This is a genomic window from Zoogloea sp. (assembly GCF_023150065.1).
In the GTDB taxonomy this organism is placed as follows: domain Bacteria; phylum Pseudomonadota; class Gammaproteobacteria; order Burkholderiales; family Rhodocyclaceae; genus Zoogloea.
Map to the genome: position 1 here is coordinate 1 of NZ_JAKLLN010000025.1, position 24,403 is coordinate 24,403.

At 66.4% G+C, this 24,403-nt stretch carries 14 protein-coding genes and 1 pseudogene; 3 read left to right on the forward strand and 12 right to left on the reverse strand.

The features are described from left to right. The 6 genes and pseudogenes from L6Q67_RS20240 to L6Q67_RS20265 all read right to left on the reverse strand — a co-directional run. Positions 1–137: pseudogene (locus L6Q67_RS20240) on the reverse strand (nucleotide sugar dehydrogenase); the annotation flags it as partial. Positions 138–188: 51 nt separating this feature from the next. Further along, positions 189–2,972, reverse strand: a complete 2,784-nt coding sequence (prsT, locus tag L6Q67_RS20245) for an XrtA/PEP-CTERM system TPR-repeat protein PrsT (protein ID WP_296573952.1) — start codon at positions 2,970–2,972, stop codon at positions 189–191. 17 nt (positions 2,973–2,989) lie between these two features. Continuing rightward, entirely contained in the window at positions 2,990–4,360 is a 1,371-nt protein-coding gene (gene prsR / locus L6Q67_RS20250; protein ID WP_296573955.1) for a PEP-CTERM-box response regulator transcription factor, read from the reverse strand. Between the two features lie 5 nt (positions 4,361–4,365). Then, positions 4,366–6,444, reverse strand: coding sequence for an XrtA/PEP-CTERM system histidine kinase PrsK (gene prsK / locus L6Q67_RS20255; RefSeq protein WP_296573956.1), 2,079 nt, complete (start codon positions 6,442–6,444; stop codon positions 4,366–4,368). Between the two features lie 102 nt (positions 6,445–6,546). Then, positions 6,547–7,932, reverse strand: coding sequence for a TIGR03013 family XrtA/PEP-CTERM system glycosyltransferase (locus L6Q67_RS20260; protein ID WP_296573961.1), 1,386 nt, complete (start codon positions 7,930–7,932; stop codon positions 6,547–6,549). A 283-nt stretch (positions 7,933–8,215) separates the two neighbouring features. After that, entirely contained in the window at positions 8,216–10,111 is a 1,896-nt protein-coding gene (locus L6Q67_RS20265) for a potassium transporter Kup (RefSeq protein WP_296573965.1), read from the reverse strand. A 295-nt stretch (positions 10,112–10,406) separates the two neighbouring features. On the opposite strand from L6Q67_RS20265, the gene L6Q67_RS20270 reads away from it, so the two are divergent. After that, positions 10,407–13,712 carry an EAL domain-containing protein gene (locus tag L6Q67_RS20270; protein WP_296573967.1) on the forward strand — a complete coding sequence of 1,102 codons (3,306 nt, stop codon included), beginning with the start codon at positions 10,407–10,409 and terminating at the stop codon, positions 13,710–13,712. Here the strand turns inward: L6Q67_RS20270 and L6Q67_RS20275 are convergent. From L6Q67_RS20275 to L6Q67_RS20300, 6 genes are read right to left on the reverse strand one after another with little or no spacing between them, the layout of a single operon-like run. Continuing rightward, positions 13,709–14,650, reverse strand: coding sequence for a response regulator transcription factor (locus L6Q67_RS20275; RefSeq protein ID WP_296573970.1), 942 nt, complete (start codon positions 14,648–14,650; stop codon positions 13,709–13,711). The genes L6Q67_RS20270 and L6Q67_RS20275 overlap by 4 nt on opposite strands. Further along, a complete protein-coding gene (locus L6Q67_RS20280; RefSeq protein ID WP_296573973.1) occupies positions 14,643–18,050 on the reverse strand; it encodes an ATP-binding protein in 3,408 nt (1,135 codons plus the stop codon). The genes L6Q67_RS20275 and L6Q67_RS20280 overlap by 8 nt, the downstream gene beginning before the upstream one ends. Continuing rightward, positions 18,050–19,423, reverse strand: a complete 1,374-nt coding sequence (locus tag L6Q67_RS20285; RefSeq protein WP_296573976.1) for a sigma-54 dependent transcriptional regulator — start codon at positions 19,421–19,423, stop codon at positions 18,050–18,052. Before L6Q67_RS20285 ends, L6Q67_RS20280 begins: the two co-directional genes overlap by 1 nt. Then, positions 19,420–20,994, reverse strand: a complete 1,575-nt coding sequence (locus L6Q67_RS20290) for a HAMP domain-containing sensor histidine kinase (RefSeq protein ID WP_296573979.1) — start codon at positions 20,992–20,994, stop codon at positions 19,420–19,422. The genes L6Q67_RS20285 and L6Q67_RS20290 overlap by 4 nt, the downstream gene beginning before the upstream one ends. After that, positions 20,991–21,284 (reverse strand): PP0621 family protein, encoded by a 294-nt coding sequence (locus L6Q67_RS20295; protein WP_296573982.1) that lies wholly within the window; start codon positions 21,282–21,284, stop codon positions 20,991–20,993. The genes L6Q67_RS20290 and L6Q67_RS20295 overlap by 4 nt, the downstream gene beginning before the upstream one ends. A 30-nt stretch (positions 21,285–21,314) precedes the next feature. Further along, a complete protein-coding gene (locus L6Q67_RS20300) occupies positions 21,315–22,475 on the reverse strand; it encodes a pyridoxal phosphate-dependent aminotransferase (RefSeq protein ID WP_296573985.1) in 1,161 nt (386 codons plus the stop codon). Between the two features lie 171 nt (positions 22,476–22,646). On the opposite strand from L6Q67_RS20300, the gene mtnA reads away from it, so the two are divergent. Together mtnA and L6Q67_RS20310 are read left to right on the forward strand one after the other, a co-directional pair. Then, positions 22,647–23,699 (forward strand): S-methyl-5-thioribose-1-phosphate isomerase, encoded by a 1,053-nt coding sequence (mtnA, locus tag L6Q67_RS20305; protein WP_296573987.1) that lies wholly within the window; start codon positions 22,647–22,649, stop codon positions 23,697–23,699. Positions 23,700–23,722: 23 nt separating this feature from the next. Beyond that, positions 23,723–24,394, forward strand: coding sequence for a class II aldolase/adducin family protein (locus L6Q67_RS20310; RefSeq protein ID WP_296573999.1), 672 nt, complete (start codon positions 23,723–23,725; stop codon positions 24,392–24,394). Positions 24,395–24,403 lie beyond the last annotated feature (9 nt).

Here is a 24,403-nt window from a genome sequence, read left to right on the forward strand (position 1 = left end):
GTCGGGTCGATGAAACGGCCGTAGGACTCCACCTTCTCCACGGACAGGTCGAAACCGACGGTCTTCATCTTCTTGCCAAATTCAACGGCGAGGGGCAGGCCAACGTAGCCGAGGCCGATTACTGCAATGGTGCTCATGAGGTCAATCCTGAAAAGAGTCCAAGTTGGTAAATAGTGTCAAAGCAGATGTCAGAGGGTGGCGCGGAGCTTCTCGATCTCCTTGCGGATCGGCGCCTTGTCCGGAGCATTCTTGAGGGCGGCATCGAGCTCCTTGCGGGCACCGTCCTTGTCGCCATTGGCTGCCAGGGCCTTGGCCAGGCTGAAGCGCAACTGCGGCAGATTCGGGCCGAGGCTGACAGCCTTCTTGAGGTTCTCCAGGCCCTTGGCCTTATCACCAGTCTCAAACTGCAGCGTACCGAGGGTATCGAGAACCACCGGGCTGTTCGGCGCAAGGGCCACCGCCTGCTGGGCAACGCCTACGGCGCTCTTGTCGTTGAGCTTGCCCAGGGCCCAGGCCAGGTTGTTCAGCACCATCGGGTTCTTGGGGGCGATCTCCTGCATCTGGCGATATTGCTGTACGGCCTGATCGTACTTCTGCTCGGCGAGGCTGCGCTCGGCCAGATAGGTGCGCACCGTGAGATCCTTGGGGTTGGCCTTGATCCAGTCGGCTGCCACGCGACTGGCTTCCTGGGGCTGGTTCGCAGCCACGTGGGCGTTGTGCAGGCGCAGGATCGAGGCGGCGCTCTTCTCGCGCTTGTAGGCCTCTTCGTAGAGTTTGACGGCCTCCGTACGCTTGCCGATCGACAGCAGGCTTTCCGCCTCGAGGATGTAACCGATGGCCGAGTCCTTGCGCTGGCGCTGGACGTCCTTGGCGACGGCGATCGCCGCATCCCCACGCTTGTTGTTCAGCAGGATGGCGACCAGGCGCTGCTGAGCCTCGAGGGAGTCGGCCTTGACCGACAGCGCCTTGCGCAGGTTCTGCTCGGCACCAGCGATGTCCTTGGTACCCATCATCAGATCCGCCATGGCAATCAGCGGGATCGGCGACGAAGGCAGACGCGCGGCCAGCTTGCCGTAGGTGGCAAGGGCCTGCTGCATTTCACCGGCGGCGACCTGGGAGCGACCCAGCAGATCCAGCACGGCGGGCTCTTCAGGCGCAGCGACCGCCGCTTCCTGGGCGAGGGTCAGTGCGCGCTTGGCATCGCTGGCCTGGACCAGCATCCGGATCAGGGCGAGACGCAGGGGCAGCGAAGTGGGGCTGGCAGCGAGCCCCTTCTCCAGCACGGCCTGCACGTCCTTGGCCTGGCCGCCAGTCATCGCCAGGAACTCGGCGTACTGGAGATAGGCCTGGGCATGGCTGGGGTTCTTGGCCAGGAAGCCCTCGTAACGCTTGCGGGCAACGTCGAGCTGCTTGTCCTGGATATCGAGACGGGCCAGGTTACTCAGGGCCGGCAGGAAATCAGGCTTCAGCTCCAGTGCCTTGTCGAAGGCCTTGCGGGCACCGGCTGCATCCTTCAGCACCAGCAGCACACCCCCCTTCATGTTGTGGGTGACCGGATCGTTGGGCTTCTTCTTCTCGAGGGTCTGCACCGCGCTCATGGCCTTGGCGGTCTCATTGCGACGCAAGTGAGCCATGATCAGGGTGACGTCGGCCTGGATGTTGTCGGCATCCAGGGCGGAGGCGGCCTCGAGATCCTGGAAAGCGCGGTCGGTCTCACCACCGGCCAGACGCGACACACCGAGGCGGGTCCGGTACTGGGCGTTGTTGGGGTCGGCCTTGGCGGCGCGCCCGAAGTACTCTTCGGAACGGGTGAAGTCGCCATTCATGGCATAGACCTGACCTGCCAGGTTGAGCACCGCGACATCGTCCGCATGATCCTTGAGCAGCGGCTGAAGCATCTCGAGGGCTTTGCCAGGCTCCCGCGCACCCAGGTGGGCGGAAACCATCAGGCGCCGTGCGTAGGCCTGGGTGGGGATCTTGTCGAGGACCTTGCCGAGATTCTGCTGGGCCTGGGCGAAGTCGTTCCGCTGCAGTTGGAGGGCAGACGCAAGCAGCAGCGCCGGAACATACTCGGGCGCTGCACGCAGCACCTGCTGGATGCCCTCGTAGGCTTCCTTGTTCTTGCCGTTCTTGACGTCAAGGAAGGCCTGCATGTAGATCGCCAACGGGTGGTTGCCCACCGCCTTGCGCAGGGCCACGACCTTGGCCTGGGCGGCTTCGAGCTTGTTGGCGCGGATGAGCAGGGAGATCACGCTCTGGTGCGCGGAGATCTCGGTGGGCTTGGCGTCGATCACGGCCTCGTAGGCGGTAATCGCTTCATCGGTCCGGTTCTTCGCGAGCAGGAGGTCACCACGCAGGCTATGGGCCTCGGGCAGCTTCGGGGCCACCTTCAGAACGTCCTCGACTTCCGTCAGGGCACCATCGATGTCCTTGTCGAGGGCGTGCATGCGGGCCAGACCGACGCGGGCGAGGGGGAAGCCCTCAGATACCTGGATCGCGGCCTTGAACCTATCCTGGGCGGCACTGCGCTTGCCCTGCTGCAGCTCGGCAAAACCCACGGAGGTCAGCAGCGAGGCCTTGGCTTCCGGCTGGGTCAGCTCCTTGCCGGCAAGTTCGGTGAGGAGACGCTGCCCCTGACCGCTGGAGAGCATGGCCTGGGCGAGCAAGGGGACGACCTGGTCCGGGGCATAACCGCCATCAAGGGCACGGGACAGTTCCTTCTCGGCACCAGGATAATCGCCCTGCTCGTAATTCACCTTGCCCAGCAGGAAGCGGGCTTCCGCCAGCGCCGGGTTCTTCTGCAGTGCATTCTTGAGCTGGATCGACGCCGCGTTGCGGTCGTTCTTGGCCATGTACTCCTTGGCCGAGCTGATCATGGATTCGGGACTGTCGCCACAGGCAGCAAGCAGCAGGACACAGAGGGCGCTGACGGCGGTGTTCCGCACCCGGTTTCGTTTGGTCTGGGAACGCATCTGCATGGATCCTTGAATCACGTTGAGATTTCTTTCTTGAGTCCGAAGCGGTTCATCAAATCATAAAGAGTGGGGCGACTGATGCCCAGCACCTCGGCGGCCCGCGCCACGTTGCCATTCACCCGGGCCATCACGCGGACCACCGCGCGCCGCTCGGCTTCCTCGCGAACCTCGCGGAGGTTGAGCGCCTGCAGGCCTTCGTCGCTGTCGTCCTGATTGAGACCGATGTCGTCCGCGGTGATGCAGTTGCCGTCGGCCATGATCACGGCGCGCTTGATCGCGTTTTCGAGTTCCCGGATGTTACCGGGCCAGCGGTGCAGCTCAATGCTCTGCACTGCATCGTCGGTGAGGGACATGGAGCCCCGCCCGTGATCGTTGGCAAAGCGCTGCACGAATGCATGGGCCAGCAGCACCGCGTCACCGTCGCGGTCGCGCAGTGCGGGGATGTCCACCACGATTTCCGCCAGCCGGTAGTAAAGATCCTCACGGAAGCGGCCCGCCTGGATCAGGCCTTTCACATCCTGGTGGGTAGCGCAGACGATGCGCACATCCACCGGAATTTCCTCCCGGCCACCGATGCGCTCGATCACGCGCTCCTGCAGGAAGCGCAGCAGCTTGGCCTGCAGGGGCATGGGCAGATCGCCGATTTCATCGAGGAACAGTGTGCCCTTGTTGGCCACCTCGATCTTGCCGAGGGTCTGCTTGACGGCACCGGTGAAGGCGCCCTTTTCGTAGCCGAAAAGCTCGCTCTCGAGGAGATTCTCGGGAATCGCCGCACAGTTGATGGCGACGAAGCGCTCGTTGCGGCGCGGAGACAGCTCGTGCAGGCCGCGGGCCAGCACTTCCTTGCCCGTCCCGCTTTCGCCAAGCAGCATCACCGTGACATTGGCCGAGGCCACCCGCTCGATGAGCCGGCACAGCTTGAGCATCCCGGCATCCCGGGTAATCACGCCCGACAGGGCGCTGCCCTGCTGGATCTTGAGGCGGCGGTTGTCCTGCTGCAGATCATAGAGACGCAGCGCCCGGTCGAGGGTCAGGGACAGGAGTTCCGGTTCAAAAGGCTTGGCGAAGAAGTCGTAGGCGCCCATGCCCACCGCACGCACGGCGTTTTCCCGGTCGTGCTGGCCGGTCAGGACCACGACCTTGGTATCGGGCGCCAGGGCCAGGATCTCGCCCAGCAGGCGGAAACCCTCGGTCACGTCGTCGGGAGACGGCGGCAGGCCGAGATCCATCGTGACCACGGCAGGCTCATGCCGCCGCAACTGGGCAATGGCTTCTTCCCGATTGTTGGCAACCACTGTTTCGTACTGATCGAAGGCCCAGCGCATCTGCTTCTGCAGTGCGGGATCGTCCTCGACGATCAGCAATGTCCTGCGTTTCTCGCTCATATTCCCTAGTTTGCCATCGCTTCGTTACCGTCTTTCCGGACGGACTCGGCAATGGGCAATCGGATGTCGAACCGGGTTCCTGCTCCCACATCGCTGGCAACGCTCAGGCTGCCCCCCAGTTCCTGCACATATTGCTGTGCCTCGTAGGCGCCGATGCCCATTCCGCTCGCCTTCGTCGTCTGGAAAGGCTTGAAGAGCTGCTCCCGGATGAATGCGGCTGACATGCCCGATCCGGTATCCCGAACCGTGATGCATGCCTGGTTACGCTCCCGGGATAGCTCTACTGACACACTACCATGCTCGGGAGTGGCGTCGAGGGCATTTTGCACGATATGCCCGAGGATGCGTTCAAGCCGCTCGGCATGCGCCAGAACGGAGACTTCCGGAGCGCCGTCGAGCAGCACCGGACAGGGAATGTACATTCGTTTGGACTGCACCACATGCTCGAGCAAGGCCCCGAGGGAAACCGGCTTGCGCTGGTTGATCGGCGTCTTCTCCATGAGCTGGGTCATCAGGCCGCGCATCCGTTCTTCAACATGTCGGACGGTGTCCAGCATGTCGGCCTGGAACTCCGGATTGTCCTTGTGTCGCTCGGCATTGCGCAACATCAGGGACATCTGGGCCACCAGGTTTTTCAGATCGTGGACCACGAAGGCCGACATGCGGTTGAAGGCATCGAACTTGCGAGCCTCGATGAGCGCCTCCGCGGCCTGCATGCGGGCAAAGTAACTGGCCGCCTGACGGCCCGCCATCTTCAGGAGATCGAGCACCTCCCAGTTGACATCCACCGGCGTGCGCGGCGTAAGAAGGATGACGAAACCCACCAGCACCCCCGACGAAATCAGCGGCACGATCAGCCACATGTCCGTCACCTCGGGGGTCCATTCAGGCAGCGCAACACCATCCCCGCTCACCGAGAACCCGCTGCGCAGCTCGGCGAGATTCACCACCCACTCGCGCTCGAGCAGGAAAGCCGTGAAGGCGGAACCCTCATTCTCGACAAGCCCGTAATGGGGCATGTTGAGCCTGGCCTGCTGGCTGAAACAGCCGTTGGCATCCCTCAGCCACACCCCGCCCCCCGGGCTCTCGACCAGATCGGCCAGGGCCTTGACGACAGACTCCCCCAGGCTGAGTCCATCCCCCGCCACCGACAGGGCCTGGGTCACACCCAGCCACTCGGTCCGATAGTCATAACGGTAGGCAAAGAAGTGCTTGGCCAGCAGCACCTTCAGACGCGCACGGAAAGCCCCTGAGAAGACCAGCACCCCCAGAAAGAGGCCACCACCAAAGAGCATCACCAACTGCAGCGCCTCGCCCCACTCCCCGCCGAAGTACCGCATGTAGTAGCCGGCACCGGCGATCAGCAGCAGGTACACACCGGATACCGCCAGCGCCGTTGAATGGAACACCACATGCCGGGAAATCGACACCCGGAAGGTCCACTCGGGATTCCGCGACGCGGAGATGGCCACCAGAGGAATGATCAAGGTGTGCGCAAAGCCGCGGGCGCTCCAGATGACGGCGTGGATCCGGCTGAACAGCAGGGAGTCGGCAAACAGATAGACATCGAACGCAAACAGCGCGGCAAGCCCCAGTGCCATGGGCTTGATCCCCCAGCGGGAACGCTCGGGCACGGAACGATAGAAGAGCTCGAGCAGGACGAGCCCGAAGACCGCCGTCAGCAACGAGGTAGCCGCCCAGGTACGCAGTGGCGTCCCGTAAATGGGCAGATTAAGGGAAAAACACACCACACCGACGGCGCCCAGGGAGACCACCGCCAGGGTCATCGGCTTAGGCCAGCGTGGAGGCGGCCCTGCACTGGCCCCGGCTGCGGGCTGGAAGACAAGCGCGAGCAGAAAGCCGAACCACGCGCCCATGCGCAGCACGTCGAGCACATTGCCCAGCAGGAAGATCCAGTTCCAGCCCGTCAGGGCGAAGGCCCAGTTGGCCGATGCCCACAGGGCACTGACCGCCATGGCACCGATCAGGAAGGACCCCCGCGAACCATGGCGCCACGCCAGGCCGAGGTACACCGCGAACAGCGCATGGACGACCGTCGCAATCGCGTGACTCCACGCGGACACTTGGGAAAACGTGGATTCCATCGGGCCTCGGCAGAAAAACAAACGCTCCCGGACATGGCGGGAGCGTCAAACCTCCCCGCTGGTGGGGAGTCAGCGACAGGGTCAGTGGGCGCCGTCGCCGGTCAGCACCACCCGCACGGTCTCGAAGAGAACAACGGTATCGAGGAACAGGGTGTGATTCTTGACGTAATAAAGGTCGTACTGCAGCTTGTTGATCGCATCATCCACCGACGAACCGTACTGGTAGCGAACCTGTGCCCAGCCGGTAACCCCGGGCTTGACGCAGTGGCGCACCGCATAGAAGGGGATGTCACGGGTCAGCTGATCAACGAAGAAGGGACGCTCGGGCCGCGGCCCCACCAGGCTCATGTCGCCCTTGAGGACGTTGAACAGCTGCGGCAGCTCATCGATGCGCACCTTGCGGATGAAGCGCCCGATACGGGTGACGCGGTCGTCGTTGGCGCTGGCCCAGCGCGGCTTGCCGTCGCGCTCGGCGTCGCGACGCATGCTGCGGAACTTGGTCACCTTGAACAGGCGCCCGCCAAGACCGACCCGCTCCTGACGATAGAACACCGGCGCGCCGTCTTCGATGACGATCAGCAGGGCTGCCAGCACCATCACGGGGGCCGCCAGGATGAGCAGCCCGAGAGAGGCGACGATGTCGAACACGCGCTTTACCAGGGTGCGGCTCCAGCCTTGACGGAAACCCTCGCCATAGATCAGCCAGCTGGCCCGCAGGGAGTCGATGCGCACCTGACCGCGGACACGCTCGAAGAAGCTGGAGAGGTCGAGCACCTTGATGCCCGCCATCTTGCAGTCGAGGAGTTCGCGCAGGGGAATGACGCCACCGCGGCGCTCCTTGAGGGCGACGATGATCTCATTGACCTTCAGGTGGTTGGCCGTTGCGAGCAGGTTGCCATCAAAGTGGATGATCCGCTTCGGATCGACACGCACTTCTTCGCCCTGACCGGAAGGAAAGAAGCCCACAACCTGGAGCCCCCTGCCGGAGGAATGGGAGAGCGCATTCTCCACCGCCACCGCATCCGCCCCCGTGCCAATCACCATGATCCGTTTTACCAACACGCCTGCTCCCACACGCCGCACAGAGAAACCTCGGGCCACGACAACAAACCCCAGAAGCGCCACCACATTGAGCTCCATCGCCTCATGGGCAAACTCGCCCCAGGGCAGGACCTGGAAGATACCGTAGGCGACGGGAATGCTGAGCGCGATGGACATCGCCACGCGCAACAGGGTCTCACGGAAACCGCTGCCAAAACCGGCGCGGTAAAGCCCCAGCGCGCCGTTGAGGATCATCATCGTGGCGGCAAAGGCCAGCGCCGACGGCACCACCGTTGCGATCAGGGGCCCGTCCACCTTGCTCTGCAGCACGAACGCCACGATCACGGCCACGAACAGGAGCATCGCATCGATGACGACCTGCAGGACGGTGTTGGACGGAACGTAATGATTGAAGAGTTTGAGCATCTCGAGCTTCGGCAACCCTTTCGAGGCTGCCGCCCATGCAATTGAACGTTTCAGGAAGTAGCCGGCACGACAGCATCCGGATGTTGCGGCGCATTATGTATGAAGACCGGGTGAGGTCGTTCGATTGGCGCCCTTCAAAATTGCAAAATGCGTGAAAAAATGTATGGTCGAACAATAGCGCGAAGCCGCCTTTGCTCCCGTGATCCCCGTCACGCGAAAATTACATTTCACATAAATTCGATGTATGGGCAAACCGCCCATAGAGCGCCGGCGGCGGCGCTTCTCACAACTCAATCTGGGTACCAAACTCAACCACCCGATTGGCCGGGATGCAGAAGAAATCCGCCGCACTGTGGGCGTTCCTGAACATCAGGATGAACAGCAGCTCACGCCAGCGTCCAAGGACGGAGCCGGCGCGCGGGATCAGGGTCTCGCGGCCGAGGAAGAAGGACGACTCCATCAGATCGAAGGACAGCCCCTGGGTTTCGCCCAGGGCCAGCGCCGCCGGAATGTCCGGATCATCCTTGAAGCCGTAGCGGACAAACACCCGATAGAAGCCGTAATCCAGCTCCTCGACCCGCACCCGCTCGCTCCCCGGCACATAGGGCACATCTTCGGTAATCATCGTCACCAGCACCACCCGGGCATGCAGCACCTTGTTGTGCAGCAGGTTGTGGAGCAGCGCCCGGGGCACACCGTCCGGGGCCGTCGTCATGAACACCCCCGTCCCCGGCACACGGATGGGGGGATCATGGAACATGGACTGGATGAACAGGTCGAGGGGCATGGTGTCCACCTGCATCCGCGCCGTCAGCGCAGCCCGTCCCTTCTTCCAGGTCATCAGCAGGGCATGGATGGCGAGGCCGAGGACCAGCGGAAACCAGCCTCCGTCAAAGATCTTGACCGTGTTGGCGGAAAAGAAGGCGAAATCCACTGTGAAGAACAAGGCCAGAAACCCCAGCGCCGGCCCCCAGCTCCACTTCCACAAGGCCCGGACGACGAAGAAGGCCAGCACCGTGTCGATCATCATGGTCAGCGTCACGGCAATCCCGTAGGCCGAGGCCAGCGCACTCGACGAGCGGAAACCGAGCACCAGCGCAATCACCGCCCCCAGCAGCATCCAGTTCACGTTCGGGACGTAAATCTGCCCGACTTCCTTTTCAGAGGTGTGAATCACGTGGATACGCGGCGAATAGCCCAGCTGGACGGCCTGCTTGGTGAGGGAGAAGGCCCCTGAGATCACCGCCTGGGAGGCGATGATGGTGGCCAGCGTGGACAGCCCGACCATGGGGTACAGCAGCGGCTCCGGGACCAGCAGGTAGAAGGGATTCTTCACGGCCGACGGATCGTCGAGGATCAGGGCCCCCTGCCCCAGGTAGTTCAGATACAGGGCCGGGAACACATAGCCGAACCAGGCCACCTTGATGGGCCGCCGCCCGAAGTGCCCCATGTCCGCATACAGGGCTTCACCCCCGGTGATCGCCAGCACCACAGCACCCAGGGCCAGAAAACCAAGGGTCTTGTTGGTGGCGAAGAAGTGCACCGCGTGCATCGGGTTGATCGCTTGCAGCACATCGGGGTGACGCATCACGTTCATCGCCCCGAGCACTCCGAGGGTGGTGAACCAGAACAGCATCACCGGGCCGAACACCGCTCCCACCCGTGCCGTGCCCTTGCTCTGGATCACGAACAGGCCGGTCAGCACCACCAGCGAGATCGGCAGGACGTAGGGCCGGAAAGCCGGCGTTGCCACCTCCAGCCCTTCCACCGCCGACAGCACCGAGATCGCCGGCGTGATCACCCCGTCGCCGTAGAACAGGGCCGCGCCGAACAGACCGACCGCGGACATCAGGCCGGCCACGCGGGGCGACCGGGTGGTACGCAGGGCCAGGGAGGTCAGGGCCATGATTCCCCCCTCCCCCCGGTTGTCGGCCCGCATGATGTACACCACGTACTTCAGGGACACGACGATGGTCAGCGCCCAGAACACCAGGGACAGCACACCCAGCACGTTCTCCGGCGTCACCGCCAGCCCGTGGTGTGCGTTGAAGACCTCCTTCATGGTATAGAGGGGGCTCGTGCCGATATCGCCGAAAACCACGCCCATGGCGGCCAGGGCCACCGGAAGCACCTCCGCACGGGATCGCTTGTCCTGACCTTCGGCTAGCACTGATGACATTTCGCCCTCCTCAAACTCACGGATACAGAACCACCACCTTGCCAGACAGAGCAGCGGCCTTACCCCGCGACGCAACATCCGGAAATCCGGACGCCACCATCCATGCGGGACCGAGATACTACCGCATTGCAATAACCGGAGAGGCATGACCGAATTCACCAAGCGGCATTGAAGCCGCCGGGCTGCGCTGCCGTAATCAAGGCCAGCACGCCCAGGGATCCTGCCAATGACGGCCCCACCCTGACAGGCAGCACAACGACGGACTGCCACCTCATCGCCCGGACCAACCTGCCGCATGCCCCACGCCTCCTTCCTGCGCCAACTCGCGATCATCGGCATTGCCTATGCGATCTGCGGCCGGCTGGCCCTGCACATCGCCATCCCCCCAGGCTACGTCGCCCCCCTTTACCCCCCCGCCGGCATTGCGCTGGCGGCCGTCCTGATCTTCGGTCGCGGCATCTGGCCGGCGATATTCATGGGCGCCCTGCTCACCAACATCGAGGCCGTGACGCGCTCGGGGCTGGACGGCTGGGCCTGGTTTGCCCCCCTCGTGGTCGCCGTGGGCGCGGTCCTGCAGGCCTTTGCCGGCGCAGCCCTGGCCAGGCGCTGGGCCGATTTTCCGAGAGGGCTCGACAACGGCACCACGATCCTGCGCTTTCTCTTTGTTGCCGGCCCCGTCAGCTGCCTGATCGGCGCCAGCTTCGGCACCACCGCGCTGGTCATGTCGGGTGCCATCGCCCCCAGCGAGGCGCCCTTCAGCGGGTGGAACTGGTGGGCCGGCGACGCCATCGGAATTCTCATCGCCACGCCGCTCACCTTCGTTTTTCTCGGCCAGCCCCGCCACGAATGGGCTGCCCGGCGACGCAGCCTGGCCCTGCCCATGTCGGTGGCCCTTGTACTCCTCGCTGGGCTGGAGATCCAGGTCGCCCAATGGGAACAACAGCGCCTGCAGAGCCGCTTCGAACGGGACGCCCGCTACCTTTCCAGTCTGATGCTGAAGCGTTTCGCCAACTACACCGACGTACTCCAGGCCACCGAACGGGTCATGGTCGCGGCTCCCGATCTGGATGACGAGGGTTTCCGCCAGTTTGCCCTGCCCTGGCTGTCCCGCTTCGAGGGTATCCAGGGCATCGGCTGGATGCCCTACACCCCCGATTCCCAGCGCAAGGCCTTTGAAGCGACGGCCCGGCGCGCCCTCGACAATCCCGACTTCGCCATCCGCGACCGGGGCCCGAACAAGCAGCTGTACACCTCTCCACGACAGGCCGGGTACTACCCGATCCGCTACATCGCGCCCCTGGAAACCAACCACCGCGCCCTCGGGCTCAACGTTCCCTCGATTCCCGCCTCGGCGGAAGCCCTCGCCCGCAGCCAGGCCGACGGCAAGGCCGCCGCCACCCAGGCCTTCGAATTGACCCAGGAAACCGAGAGCAAGCTCGGCGTGGTCATCTATCAGCGCACCAGCCCGGCCGATACCCGGGCAGCCCCACGGGCCGATGGCTTCGTCTTCGTCGCACTGCGCGTGGAGGACGCCGTCAACAGCATCCTGCAGCGCAACGCCATCAATGGCATTGCCTACTGTCTGGCCGAATTGGCCCCCGACGAAGCCCGCGGCCACCGCCTGTCCGGGCTTGACCCCTGCCCGACGGCCGACGACGCCGGCCCGGCGGGGCTGGCCCCATGGGTGGAGGACTTCGATTTCGGCGGGCGGGCCTGGACCCTCCGCTTCGTCGCCGAGCCCAGCTATGCCACGCTGCACCGGGGCTGGGAGGCGTGGACCGTGCTGGCCGTCGGCCTGCTCAGCACGGGCATGCTTGGCGCCTACCTGCTCTCATCCACCGGGCGCGCCCGGCGCATCGAAGAACTGGTGCGGCAGCGCACCGCCGAGCTGGCCGAGGCCAGCCGACGTCTCAGCGCCAAGAAAGCCATGCTCACCCATGCCGAGCGCATCGCCCAGCTGGGCAGCTGGGAAGCCGACCCGGAGACGGGAGAAGGCCATTGGTCGGAAGAGCTGTTCTCGATCCTGCGGGTGCCCCGCAGCCAGGACGGCAAGCTCGCCAACCTGCTGGCAGCCCTCCACCCCGACGATCAGCCCCGCCTGCAGCAAGCCTTCGACGACGTTGCCCAGGGCAGCGCCGGCGCCAGCTTCGACGTCCGCCTGCGCTGGGGCGACCAGGGCGAGACCCAGCGCATCGTGCACTTCACCATCGAAGCCGGCCTGGGGCTGGACAACGGCAAAACCCTGCGCGGCACCGTCCAGGACGTCACCGCCAACCGTGCCGCCGAAGCGCACATCCACTACCTGGCCCACTACGACGGGCTCACCGGCCTGCCCAACCGCAGCCTGTGGATCAACCGTGCCGAGCAGGCCCTGGCCATCGCCCGGCGCAACCAGCTGCAAGCCGGCGTGCTCTTCCTCGATCTCGACAATTTCAAGAAGATCAACGACACCCTCGGCCACCCCGTCGGCGACCGCCTGCTGTCTGCCGCCGCCCAGCGCCTGGCCCTGTGCCTGCGGGACGAAGACGTGCTGGCCCGCCTGGGCGGTGACGAGTTCGTCGTGCTGCTGCCCCAGCTGAGCCACAGCGAGGACGCCGCCATCGTCGCCCGCAAGCTGATCGCCAGCCTGATCCGCCCCTTCGACATCGACGGCCAGGAGCTCTCCATCTCCACCAGCATCGGCATCGCCCTGCACCCCACCGACGGCAATGACGTGGACCAGCTGCTCAAGCATGCCGACACCGCCATGTACGACGCCAAGAGCGCCGGGCGCAACGACTTCCGCTTCTTCACCCCCGACATGAACGCCCGGGCCTATGCCCGCCTGATGCTCGAAAACGCCCTCCGCCACGCCCTCGAACGCGATGAACTGGAGCTGGACTACCAGCCCCAGTGGGCCATGCCCGGCCAGCACCTGATCGGCGTAGAAGCCCTGGTGCGCTGGAATCACCCCGAGCGGGGACGCATCCCCCCGGGCGAGTTCATTCCGCTGGCCGAAGAGACGGGGCTCATCGAAGCCATTGGCGACTGGGTGCTGAACGAGGCGGCCCGCCAGCAGGCGGAGTGGCAGGCGGCCGGCCTGCCGGCCCTGACCATCGCCATCAACATCTCGGCCCTGCAGTTCCGGCGCCCGGGCTTTGTCGATCGTGTCCGCCAGGTGTTTGCCGATGCCGGGGTATCGCCCCGGAGCTTCGAGCTGGAGCTGACCGAAAGCGCCCTGATGCAGCCCAGCGCCGAAATCGAGGCCCAGTTCGCCAGGCTGCGCCGGCTGGGCATAGGGCTGGCCCTGGATGACTTTGGCACCGGCTACTCGAGCCTGGTCTATCTGAAGCGCCTGCCCCTGACGCGGCTGAAGATCGACCGCTCCTTCGTGCAGGATCTGCCCGGCGATACCGAGGACGCGGCGATTGCCACCGCCACCCTGTCCATCGCCCGGGACCTGGGCCTTGACGTGGTCGCGGAGGGCGTCGAGACCGAGGCCCAGCGCGACTTCCTGCTCCAGCGCCAGTGCCCGATCATGCAAGGCTACCTGTTTGCCCGCCCGCTCCGGGCCGCCGACATCACCGCCCTGCTGGCCACCACCGCAGGTATCAGCACCTAACTGTCGGGGCCGCCCCCCATGCGGATCCGCGCCATGGCCACCGACGCGGCCGCGGTGCGGTTCTCGACACCGAGCTTGGCAAAGACGTGCTCCAGGTGCTTGTTCACTGTGCGCGGGCTGGAACCGAGGATCTCGCCGATATCCGGGCTGGTCTTGCCCTTGATCACCCAGTAGAGCACCTCGGCCTCCCGGGTGGTCAGGCGGAAGGCCGCCATCAGGGCATCCACCACCGCGGCGTCCGACTCTTCGCGCAGCACCAGCAGCCACTCGTCATCACCGGCACGCTCGTGGAGGTTGAAGATCAGGCGCCGGGCCCCCAGGTTGATGTGCAGGGGCGGAAACTCCCGCCCCTCCCGGCGCACCCGGGCCGACTCATGCACCCAGGCCATCACCGCCGCCGGAGCGTCATCCTCGTGGCCGGGGAAGTAGTCGTTCATCAGCTTGCGTGCCAGCGGGGTCTGCCACACCACCCGACCACTTCCGGGGCGCAGGGCCAGGGTGGCCTGCCCGAAGGCATCCAGGGCCGTGCGGGCCTGCTTCATCAGGCGGGCGCTGGCCATGTGGGCGGCGATGCGCGCCAAGACCTCCTGGGGACGGATCGGCTTGGTCACATAGTCCGCGCCACCGGCCTCGAAGGCGGCCACCACATGCTCGGTCTCGGTCAGGCCGGTCATGAACACGATGGGGATGTGGCGGGTGCTGAAATCCGCCTTCAGGCGCCGCGCCACCTCGAAACCATCGATGCCGGGCATCATGGCGTCCAGCAGGATCACGTCGGGCAGGCTGTGGCGCGCGCGCTGCAATGCCGTCTCGCCGTTGGTCGCCACCAGCACCGTGTAGCCGGATTCATCAAGGGCATCATGGAGCACCGAGAGGTTCTCGGGGATGTCGTCCACGATCAGCACCAGGTCGGAATTGAGCCGGTCGAAATCAGACATGGCGGGCTTTCTCCAGCAGGGGGGCGATGGCGTCAAGACGGAAATTGCGGGCCAGCTCGCGCACCTCGGCGACAAACGGCGCGTAGGCGGGGTCGGCGGCCTCGATCTCGGCCAGCCGCGCCAGGATGCCCTTCACGTAGCCCAGCTCCACCTGCCGGGCCAGGGGCTCCAGCAGTGCCGCCGGCGGATGGACCATGCTGGCGGGCAGGCTGGGTTCGTGGCGCTGCTGATGGGCCTCGACCCAGCTCAGGCCCAGGCGCTCCCCCACCCAGTCGAGCAGCTCGCTGACCTGCACCGGTTTGAGGAAGAAATCCCGGGCGCCGATGCCCAGGGTGTTGTCGTCCGAATGGATGCCCCGCTCGTAGGCATTGGCCGAGATGATGGCCACCGGCGTGGCGGCGTGCGCCCCGTCGCGGATACGGCGCACGGTCTCCCAGCCATCCATGCCCGGCATGGCCAGGTCCATGAAGATCAGGTCGGGGCGGAAATCGTCCAGCATGGCCAGGCAGGCCGCGCCGGACGCCGCCTCGGCCAGCACGAAGCCCAGGGGCTCCAGCAGGGCGAACAGGAACTCCCGGTCCACCCGCTCGTTGTCCACGATCAGCACACGCCGGCGCACGCCCTGGTAGCCCACCGGCCGACTGCGCGGCAGCCCGGCACCGGCCGTCGCCCCCTGCACCTGGGGCAGGAAGAGGCGTACCCGGAAGCGGCAGCCTTCACCCGGGCGACTGTCCAGCGTCAGCTCGCCGCCCATCACGTCGGCAAACATGCGGCTGATGGTCAGGCCCAGCCCGGCCCCGCCCGCCCCCTGGGCCGACGACCCCCGGGAGAACGGGTCGAAGATGCGCTCCTGCTCCTCGGGGGAGATCCCCGGCCCGCTGTCCTCGACCTCGAAGGTGGCCATCTCCATGCGGTAGGCCAGGCGCAGACAGATATGCCCCCGGGGGGTGAATTTGAGCGCGTTGCCGAGCAGGTTGATGAGGATCTGGCGCACCCGCTTTTCGTCGGCCCGCACGAAGGCCGGGATCTCACCCTTCGGCTCGTAGCGGAAGGCCAGCCCCTTGTTGTGGGCCTGCAGCTCGAACATGCCGACGATCTGCTGCATGAAGTCGCGGAAATCCAGGGCTTTCACATCCAGGGCCAGCTTGCCGCCCTCGATGCGGGCGATGTCCAGGGTGCCCTCGATCACCGACAGCAGGTGGTCGCCGCTGCGCCGGATCACGTTGATGGCCTGACGCCGGGACGGCGGAATGGTCTCGTCACCGTCGAGGATCTGGGCGTAGCCGAGGATGCTGTTGAGGGGCGTGCGCAACTCGTGGCTGATGGCGGTGATGTAGCGGCTCTTGGCCTGGTTGGCCAGCTCCGCGGCCTGCTTGGCCCGCTGTAGCTGCTCGTCGGTACGCCGGTGGGACTCGATCTCGCGCATCAGCAGGTGGGTCTGGCGGTTGGACTCCTCCTGGGCCACCTGGCGGCTCTTGTGGGTCAGCACCAGCCACCACACCACCAGGCCGGAGAGCAGCAGCAAGGCTGCGTAGCCCTTCAGAAAGGCCATCTGCAGGGCCGGCGCAAAGGCATCCGCGCTGTCGCCGAGCAGCTTGAGCCCCAGGTGATGGAGCAGCCACACCAGCAGGGCCAGGCCCGGGGCGATGCCGCCCATCAGCAGCAGGTAGTGGCCGAGCCCGCTCTCCAGGTAAGGCCACACCACCCGCGGCAGCAGCCGGCGCATGGCCCCCGACCACTGGGCCGAGAGCCGCGCCTGGGGCTTGCACAGGTCGTTGCAGCGCGCGTCCAGCGAACAGCACAGGGAGCAGATGTCCCCCTGGTAGGCCGGGCAGCGGGCCAGGTCGTCGGCCTCGTATTCCCGTTCGCAGATCACGCACTGGCGGACCCCCGCCAGCGCCGGCCCGGGCTTGCGGGCAATGTAGTAGCGGCCACCGGTGGCCCAGGCGATGAGGGGCGCGGTGACAAAGGCGGTGACGAGGGCGATCAGCGCCGAGAAAGCCTGGGCGTCCGCTCCGAACACTCCCAGATAGGCCGACACCGACAGCACCGAGGCGACCCCCATCGCCCCCACCCCCACCGGGTTCACATCGTAAAGATGCGCCCGCTTGAACTCGATGCCCGGCGGCGACAGGCCCAGGGGCTTGTTGATGACCAGATCGGCCACCACCGCCATCATCCACGAGATGGCCACGTTGGCGTACAGGCCGAGCACCTTGCCGAGGGCCTGGAACACGTCCAGCTCCATCAGCACCAGGGCGATCAGGGTGTTGAAGACCACCCACACCACCCGCCCCGGGTGGCTGTGGGTGAGCCGGGCGAAAAAGTTGGACCACGCCAGGGAGCCCGCATAGGCGTTGGTGACGTTGATCTTGAGTTGCGACACCACCACGAACAGGGCGGTGGCCGCCACCGCCCAGTGCAGGTTGGGAAAGACGTATTCGTAGGCCGCCAGATACATCTGGTTCGGATCCACCGCCCGCTCCGCCGGCACCGAGTTGCTGATGGCCAGGTAGGCCAGCAGCGCCCCGCCGAGCATCTTCACCACCCCCAGCAGCACCCAGCCGGGCCCGCCCACCAGCACCCCGGCCCACCAGCGCCGCCGGTTGGCCGCCGTGCGCTCGGGCATGAAACGCAGGTAGTCCGCCTGCTCGCCCATCTGGGTGATCAGGGCGATGCCCACGGTCAGCGCCGCGCCAAAGGCGTGGATGCTGAAACCCGCCCCGGCCCCATGCTCGCCCCCGTAGGCGGCCAGCTCGCCGATGATGCCCGGGCGCTCGCTGAACACATACACGTAGGGCACCACCAGCATCACCACCCACACGGGCAGGGTCAAGCTCTGCAGACGGCTGATGGTGGTGACTCCATGGGTGACCAGGGGAATCACCACGATGGCGCACAGCAGGTAGCCCCAGGCAGGTGGAATGTCGAAGGCGAGATCAAGGGCATAGGCCATGATCGCCGCCTCGAGGGCGAAGAAGATGAAGGTGAAGGAGGCGTAGATCAGGGAGGTCAGCGTGGAGCCGATGTAGCCGAAACCCGCGCCGCGGGTCAGCAGATCCATGTCTACGCCGTAACGGGCGGCGTAGATACTGATCGGCAGCCCCGCCAGGAAGATGATCAGCCCGGTGGCCAGGATGGCCCACAGGGCATTGATGAAACCGTAATCCACCAGCAGGGTCGCCCCCACCGCCTCCAGCACCAGGAAAGACGCCACCCCGAAGGCCATGTTGGCCACCCGCAGCTCGGACCAACGCCGGAAGCTGCGCGGGGTGAAACGCAGGGCATAGTCTTCGATGGTCTCGCGGGCAACCCAGGTGTTGTAGTCACGCCGAACCTTGACGACCCGCTGGACCGCCTCAGGCCCGTGCCCGGAGGCCGCCGTGTGCCCGCTGTCCATCACTCCTTCATGCCCAGACGCTCCAGGCGGTAGCGCAGGGAGCGGAAGGTGACGCCCAGGGCCCGGGCCGCGGCCGTACGGTTGCCCCCGGATTTCTCGAGGGCGTCCTCGATGGCATGGCGCTCCACTTCGTCGAGATAGTCCTGGAGGTCGGCCCCACCCGGCGTCGTCGGCGTCGCGTGGCTGCTATCGCCCATGTCGGCGGGGTCGAGGAGCAGGTCGTCGGCGTGGATCAGGCTGCCGCTGGACAGCGCCAGGGCGCGCTCGAGGATGTTCTCCAGCTCGCGCACATTGCCCGGGAAGGAATAGCCGGCGAGGGCCCGCACTGCGTCATCGGCGAGGCGCGCAACCTCCATCCCGGACGATTCCGCCAGCCGCGCGAGCAGGATCTCGGCCAGGGCCGGAATGTCCTCGCTGCGCTCACGCAGGGCCGGCATGCGCAGCTCGATCACGTTGAGGCGGTAGAACAGATCCTGACGAAAGCGCGCCGCCTCGACCATGGCCTTCAGGTTCTGGTGGGTGGCGCTGAGGATGCGCACATCCACGGCCGTCTCGGTGGTGTCGCCGAGGCGGCGGAATTTCTTCTCCTGGATCGCCCGCAGCAGCTTGACCTGCATGGGCAGCGGCAGGTCGCCCACTTCATCGAGGAACAGGGTGCCACCGTGGGCAGCCTGGAAGAAACCCTCCCGATCACTGTCAGCCCCCGTGAAAGCGCCCTTGCGGGCACCGAAGAACTCGCTCTCCATCAGGTTCTCGGGGATGGCACCGCAGTTGACCGCCACGAAGGGCGCCGCCGAACGGGGGCCGAGTTCGTGGATCATCCGCGCCGCCCGCTCCTTGCCGCTGCCCGACTCGCCGGAGATGAATACCGGCGCCTGGCTACGGGAGAGCTTCTCGATCAGGGAACGTACCTGCACCATCGCCGGCGATTCGCCGATCAGGCTGGAAGTATCTTTGCGGCAGGCATCCTCGTCCTTGCCACGCACCGAGAACACCGATTTGACCAAAGCCCGCAGCTGGTCGATGGAAACCGGCTTGGACAGATAGTCGAAGGCCCCGGCCTTGAGCGCCGTCACCGCGTTGTCCATGCTGCCGAAGGCGGTGATGACCGCCACCGGCAGATCGCTGATGCTCGCGGCAATATGCCGGACCAGCTCGAGGCCGTCCCCATCCGGCAGACGCATGTCGGTCAGGCACAGGCGGTAGCGCTTCTCCGCCAGCAGGCTGCGGGCTTCCGCCAGGGTCGCTGCCCCGTCGCTGGCCAGTCCAAGACGCAGCAGGCTCAGCTCGAGCAGCTCGCGGATATCGTCCTCATCGTCGACAATCAGCACGTCCGGCCCGCTGGAGCGGGCCCGTCTTTCGTTCTGGATCATGGCTTTGCGCGTCCGATAATGCGGAAATGGGCACCAGCTGCGGAGGTGGGGAGCAGTTCCAGCACAGCGCCGTTGGCTTCGGCCAGCTCCCGGGCGATGTAGAGGCCCAGGCCGGTGCCCTTGGAATGGGTGGTGAAGAAAGGCTCGAAGATCTGCGAGCGGTGGTCCTCCGGGATCCCCGGACCATCGTCCCGGACTTCCAGCTCAACCCGACCTTCTTCGAAGGCCCGGGCCGAGATGATGACCGCTGCCGGCCCGCCGCTGCAGTGCCGGCGGGCATTCCCCACCAGGTTCCAGAGGATCTGGCGGAGGTGGGTGCGGTCCATGCACAGGGTCACATCGGGCGCCACGCGGCTCACCACCACGCCCTCGGCGCCCTGCCCCTCGGCGAGGGTGAACTCCTCCAGGAATTCATCCACGAATTCCGCCAGCTGCAGCTCTTCCGGCAGCGCCTCGTCGCGCCGCCCCAGGGCCAGCACGTCGCTCACCAGGCGGTCGATGCGCTGAGCGTTGTTACCGATGATGCGGATCAGGCGCGCCTGCATCTCGCTGCGTTTTTCTTCCAGCAGCAACTCCGCCGCCGAGTACACCGACGCCAGGGGGTTGCGGATCTCGTGGGCGATGCTGGCCGTCAAGCGCCCCAGGGCCGCCAGCTTGACCTGCTGGATCTGGCGATGGATGCGGTCGAAGTCTTCCAGGTAGATCAGGGTGTCCTTGGCATCACCGGCGGGCAGGGCCCGCACCAGCAGCATCTTGCCGCTGCCGTCGGCACGCAGGCTGTGGGCCGATTCGCCCTGCTCCGCCTGGCGGCGCATTTCCCGCTCGAGGGTCGGGGCGCAGGCCTGCAGGCTCATGCCCTCGCGCAGGGAGGCACCCAGCAGCGCCACGGCCTGGGGGTTGAACTGGCGCACCACGCCCCCCTCGCCCACCACCAGCACGCCGTCCTGCATGTCCTGGATGATCTGCCGGTTGAGGCGCAGCTGGTTGGCCAGATCGGCCCCGCGCTGGCGGGCCAGGTCTTCGTTGGCCAGGGCCCGGTGGGCCAGCAGACGCGCCACCTGGGCGATGGCGAAGAAGCCGATGCAGGTGATGCCCACAGTGAAGAAATCCACCGTATCCCGGCCCGACAACAGCCGCAGGGCATTTTCAAGCAGCACCGCAACGGTGGCATAGGCCGCGTAGAACAGCACCATGCGCCCCTGCCCCACCAGCCCGGCCCCTGCCAGGGCCACCAGGATGAGGATGGGCATGCCGCTGCGGTAGCCACCGCTGGTCCACATGATCACCGTCAACAGGGTGACATCCACCAGCACCTGCAGCGTCACCAGCCGGGACGTGCCGAGGAGGCGCTCGGCATCCTTGAAGCCGAGGATCAGCACCGCCGCCATGAAGGCAATGGCCGCGGCGATGAACAGGGTTGGGGAATCGCTGCCGAGTTGCAGCGGGCGCCCTGCCACCAGGAAGAAGCCGGCCAGGATCAGCCGGAAAATGTTGAGGTAACGCAGGGGCTCGGCCCTGGCCAGCCCCTCGGTCAGATGCACCTCCAGGGTTGGGGCAAGGTCAGCCTTCACGCGCGCACACCCAGGCGGCGATGCTCCTCCGAACAGAAGAAGCCACCACTGCCGCGCACCCCCTCGCTCTCCGGCACATGCAGGCCGCAGTGGGCACAGGCCACCATCTGCTCGGCCTCCAGCATCTCCCGCGGGGCCTCGGCGCCCGGCCGGGCACCCGCCGCGCCGCCTGCACCACCGCCAAAGCCTTCCTCCTTGCGCCCCCCCAGACCACCGAGCGTGCGGCGCAGGGCACGCCGCACGAAAAACAGACCGATCAGGAAGAGGACGAACAGCAGAAGATTGCGCACGGGAAAAACTCCAGGGGAATGCGATCGAGTTTAGCAGAAGCGCTGCAGGCGCTCGAAAGCGGCCTCCAGGGTCTCATCGCGCTTGGCAAAGCAGAAGCGGATCACCTTTTCGTCGCGCCCGTCGCCAAAGAAGGCCGACAGGGGAATCGCCGCCACCCCCACCGTGCGGGTCAGCCAGTCAACGAACTCGACATCCGGGGCATCCGAGATCGCCCCGTAGCGGGCGGTCTGGAAATAGGTGCCGGCACAGGGCAGCAGCTCGAATCCGGTCCCCGCCAGCCCCGCCCGGAAGCGGTCGCGCTTGGCCTGGTAGAAGGCGGCCAGATCGAGATAGCGCGCCGGGGCTTCCATATAGTCGGCCAGGGCCAGCTGCACCGGGGTATTCACCGTGAACACGTTGAACTGATGCACCTTGCGGAACTCGGCCATCAGGGCCCGGGGCGCCAGCACATAGCCCACCTTCCAGCCGGTCACGTGGTAAGTCTTGCCGAAGCTCGAGACGATCACGCTGCGCTCGGCCAGGGCCGGGTAACGGGCAGCGCTCTCGTGACGGGCACCGTCGAAGACGATGTGCTCATACACTTCGTCCGCCACCACCACGATATCCGTCCCCCGGGTCAGATCCACCAGGGCCTGCAGATCCGCCCCGGACCACACGCTGCCGCTCGGGTTGTGGGGGGTGTTGATCATGATCATGCGCGTCCGCGGCGATACCAGGGCCTTCACCGCCGCCCAGTCGGGGCGGTAATCCGGCGCGCTCAGGCGGGCCCGCCGCACCACGCCGCCCTGCAGCTCGATGGCCGGCACATAGGAGTCATACACCGGCTCGAAGACGATCACCTCGTCCCCCGGGTGCACCAGCGCCGCCACCGCGGTGAACAAGGCCTGGGTGGCCCCCGCCGTCACCGTGATCTCGTGCTCCGGGTCGTAGTCGGCGCCATACAGGGCCCTCACCTTGGCCGCGATGGCCCCGCGCAGGGCCGGCACACCGGCCATCGGCGCATACTGGTTGTGGCCGCTGCGCATCCAGTGGGCCACCCGCTCGAACAGCACATCCTCGGCACTGAAATCGGGAAAGCCCTGGGACAGGTTGATCGCCCCGCACTCCTGGGCCAGGCGGGACATGGTGGTGAAGATGGTGGTGCCCACCTCAGGCAGGCGGGACACCAGGGGAAAGGGAAGATGCGGCATCGGGAAGGCCTCCGGAACAGGCCGGGGATTCTGGCAGAAGCCCGTTGCGCCGGCCAGCCGCAGCCGGCGTCGCCCCTCGCACCGCGACGAGAGCACGCAAAAGGCCTCGATTACCCGCACCGGGCAGTAACAGCCCGATACAATCCGGCGCTACGCCAAAGAGGTAATTCCGTGTCCGACATCTGCCCGACCCTGCGCCGGGATGGCGATCAGGTCGTCATTCTCGACCAGACCCGCCTGCCCTACGAAGAACACTATCTGCGCCTGGACAGCCTTGCCTGCGCCGCCACCGCCATCCGCGACATGCAGGTGCGGGGCGCGCCGCTGATCGGTGCCGCCGCCGCCTTCGGCATGGCCCTGGCCCTGCGCCACGACGCATCGGACACCCAGCTCAGGCACGCCGACCAGGTATTGCGCCAGACCCGCCCGACGGCCGTCAATCTGCACTGGGCCCTCGACCGCATGCACGCCGCCCTCGGCCCCCTGCCCGCCGCCGCCCGCAGTGCCGCGGCCTGGGCCGAGGCCGAAGCCATCCGCAGCGCCGATGCTGCCAACAACGCCGCCATCGGCCAGCACGGCCTGGCCCTGCTGCGCCCCCTGGCCAGCAAACCCGGCCCCCTGCAACTGATGACCCACTGCAACGCCGGCTGGCTGGCCACCTGCGGCCACGGCACCGCCCTCGCCCCCATCTATGCGGCCCACGCCGCCGGCCTCGACGTGCATGTGTGGGTCAGTGAAACCCGGCCCCGCAACCAGGGCCTGCTCACCGCCTGGGAGCTGGCCCGGGCCGGCGTGCCCCACACCCTCATCGCCGACAACGCCGCCGGCTGGCTGATGGCCGCCGGGCGGGTGGATTGCGTCATCGTCGGCGCCGACCGGATCGCCGCCAACGGCGACACCGCCAACAAGGTCGGCACCTATCTCAAGGCCCTGGCTGCCCGCGCCCACGACGTGCCCTTCTACGTTGCGGCCCCCCACTCGACCATCGACCCGGCCTGCCCGGACGGTGCGGGCATCCCCATCGAGGAGCGGGACGCCGACGAGCTCCGGCTGCTGCCCGGCCTGGCCGACGACGGCCGCATCGTGCGCACCCGCCTGGCCCCCGCCAGCAGCCCGGTCTGCAACCCGGCCTTCGACGTCACGCCGGCCGGATGGGTGACAGGCATAATCTGCGAGTCGGGTGTCGTCCAGCCCGATGCCCTCGCCTCCCTCACCCGGCATTGATCCCTCCCGACCGGAGACTTGCGATGAACGAGAACGTGCTGCGGGCCGGCCTGCTGGCCACCGCCCGCGCCATGGCCAGCAGCGGACTCAACGCCGGCACCGCCGGCAACGCCAGCGTGCGCTGCAGCCGGGGCTTCCTGATCACCCCCAGCGGGCGCAGCTACGAAGACTGCACCGACGACGACATGGCCCTGGTGGCCATGGACGGCAGCTGGCAGGGGCCCTACGCCCCGTCCAGCGAATGGCGCATCCACCGGGACATCCTCGCCGCCCACCCGGAAGCGGGCGCCGTGCTCCATGCCCACTCCCCCTTCGCCACCGCCCTGGCCTGTCTGCGGCGGGGCATCCCGGCCTTCCACTACATGATCGCCCGCTTCGGCGGCGACGACATCCGCTGTGCCCCCTACGCCACCTTCGGCACCCAGGCCCTGTCCGATGGCGCCCTGGTCGCCCTGAAAGGGCGCAACGCCTGCCTGCTGGCCAATCACGGAATGCTCGTCTTCGGCACCGACCTGCGCCGCAGCCTGGCCCTGGCGATCGAGTTTGAAACCCTCTGCGAGCAATACTGGCGGGCCTGTCAGCTGGGTCAGCCGACCCTGCTGAGTGATGCCGAGATGGCCGAGGTGATCGCCCGCTTCCAGACCTACGGAACGCCCCAGGCCGCCCCCGTTGATGGCCTCTCCGCACCGGACTGACCCCCACCC

Excerpts from the sequence above, each read along its gene's own strand:
- L6Q67_RS20270 (WP_296573967.1), top strand. The coding sequence starts at position 10,407 with ATGCCCCACGCCTCCTTCCTGCGCCAACTCGCGATCATCGGCATTGCC.
- prsT (WP_296573952.1), bottom strand. The coding sequence starts at position 2,972 with ATGCGTTCCCAGACCAAACGAAACCGGGTGCGGAACACCGCCGTCAGC.
- L6Q67_RS20260 (WP_296573961.1), bottom strand. The coding sequence starts at position 7,932 with ATGCTCAAACTCTTCAATCATTACGTTCCGTCCAACACCGTCCTGCAG.
- prsR (WP_296573955.1), bottom strand. The coding sequence starts at position 4,360 with ATGAGCGAGAAACGCAGGACATTGCTGATCGTCGAGGACGATCCCGCA.
- L6Q67_RS20265 (WP_296573965.1), bottom strand. The coding sequence starts at position 10,111 with ATGTCATCAGTGCTAGCCGAAGGTCAGGACAAGCGATCCCGTGCGGAG.
- L6Q67_RS20275 (WP_296573970.1), bottom strand. The coding sequence starts at position 14,650 with ATGTCTGATTTCGACCGGCTCAATTCCGACCTGGTGCTGATCGTGGAC.
- L6Q67_RS20280 (WP_296573973.1), bottom strand. The coding sequence starts at position 18,050 with ATGGACAGCGGGCACACGGCGGCCTCCGGGCACGGGCCTGAGGCGGTC.
- L6Q67_RS20285 (WP_296573976.1), bottom strand. The coding sequence starts at position 19,423 with ATGATCCAGAACGAAAGACGGGCCCGCTCCAGCGGGCCGGACGTGCTG.
- L6Q67_RS20300 (WP_296573985.1), bottom strand. The coding sequence starts at position 22,475 with ATGCCGCATCTTCCCTTTCCCCTGGTGTCCCGCCTGCCTGAGGTGGGC.
- L6Q67_RS20310 (WP_296573999.1), top strand. The coding sequence starts at position 23,723 with ATGAACGAGAACGTGCTGCGGGCCGGCCTGCTGGCCACCGCCCGCGCC.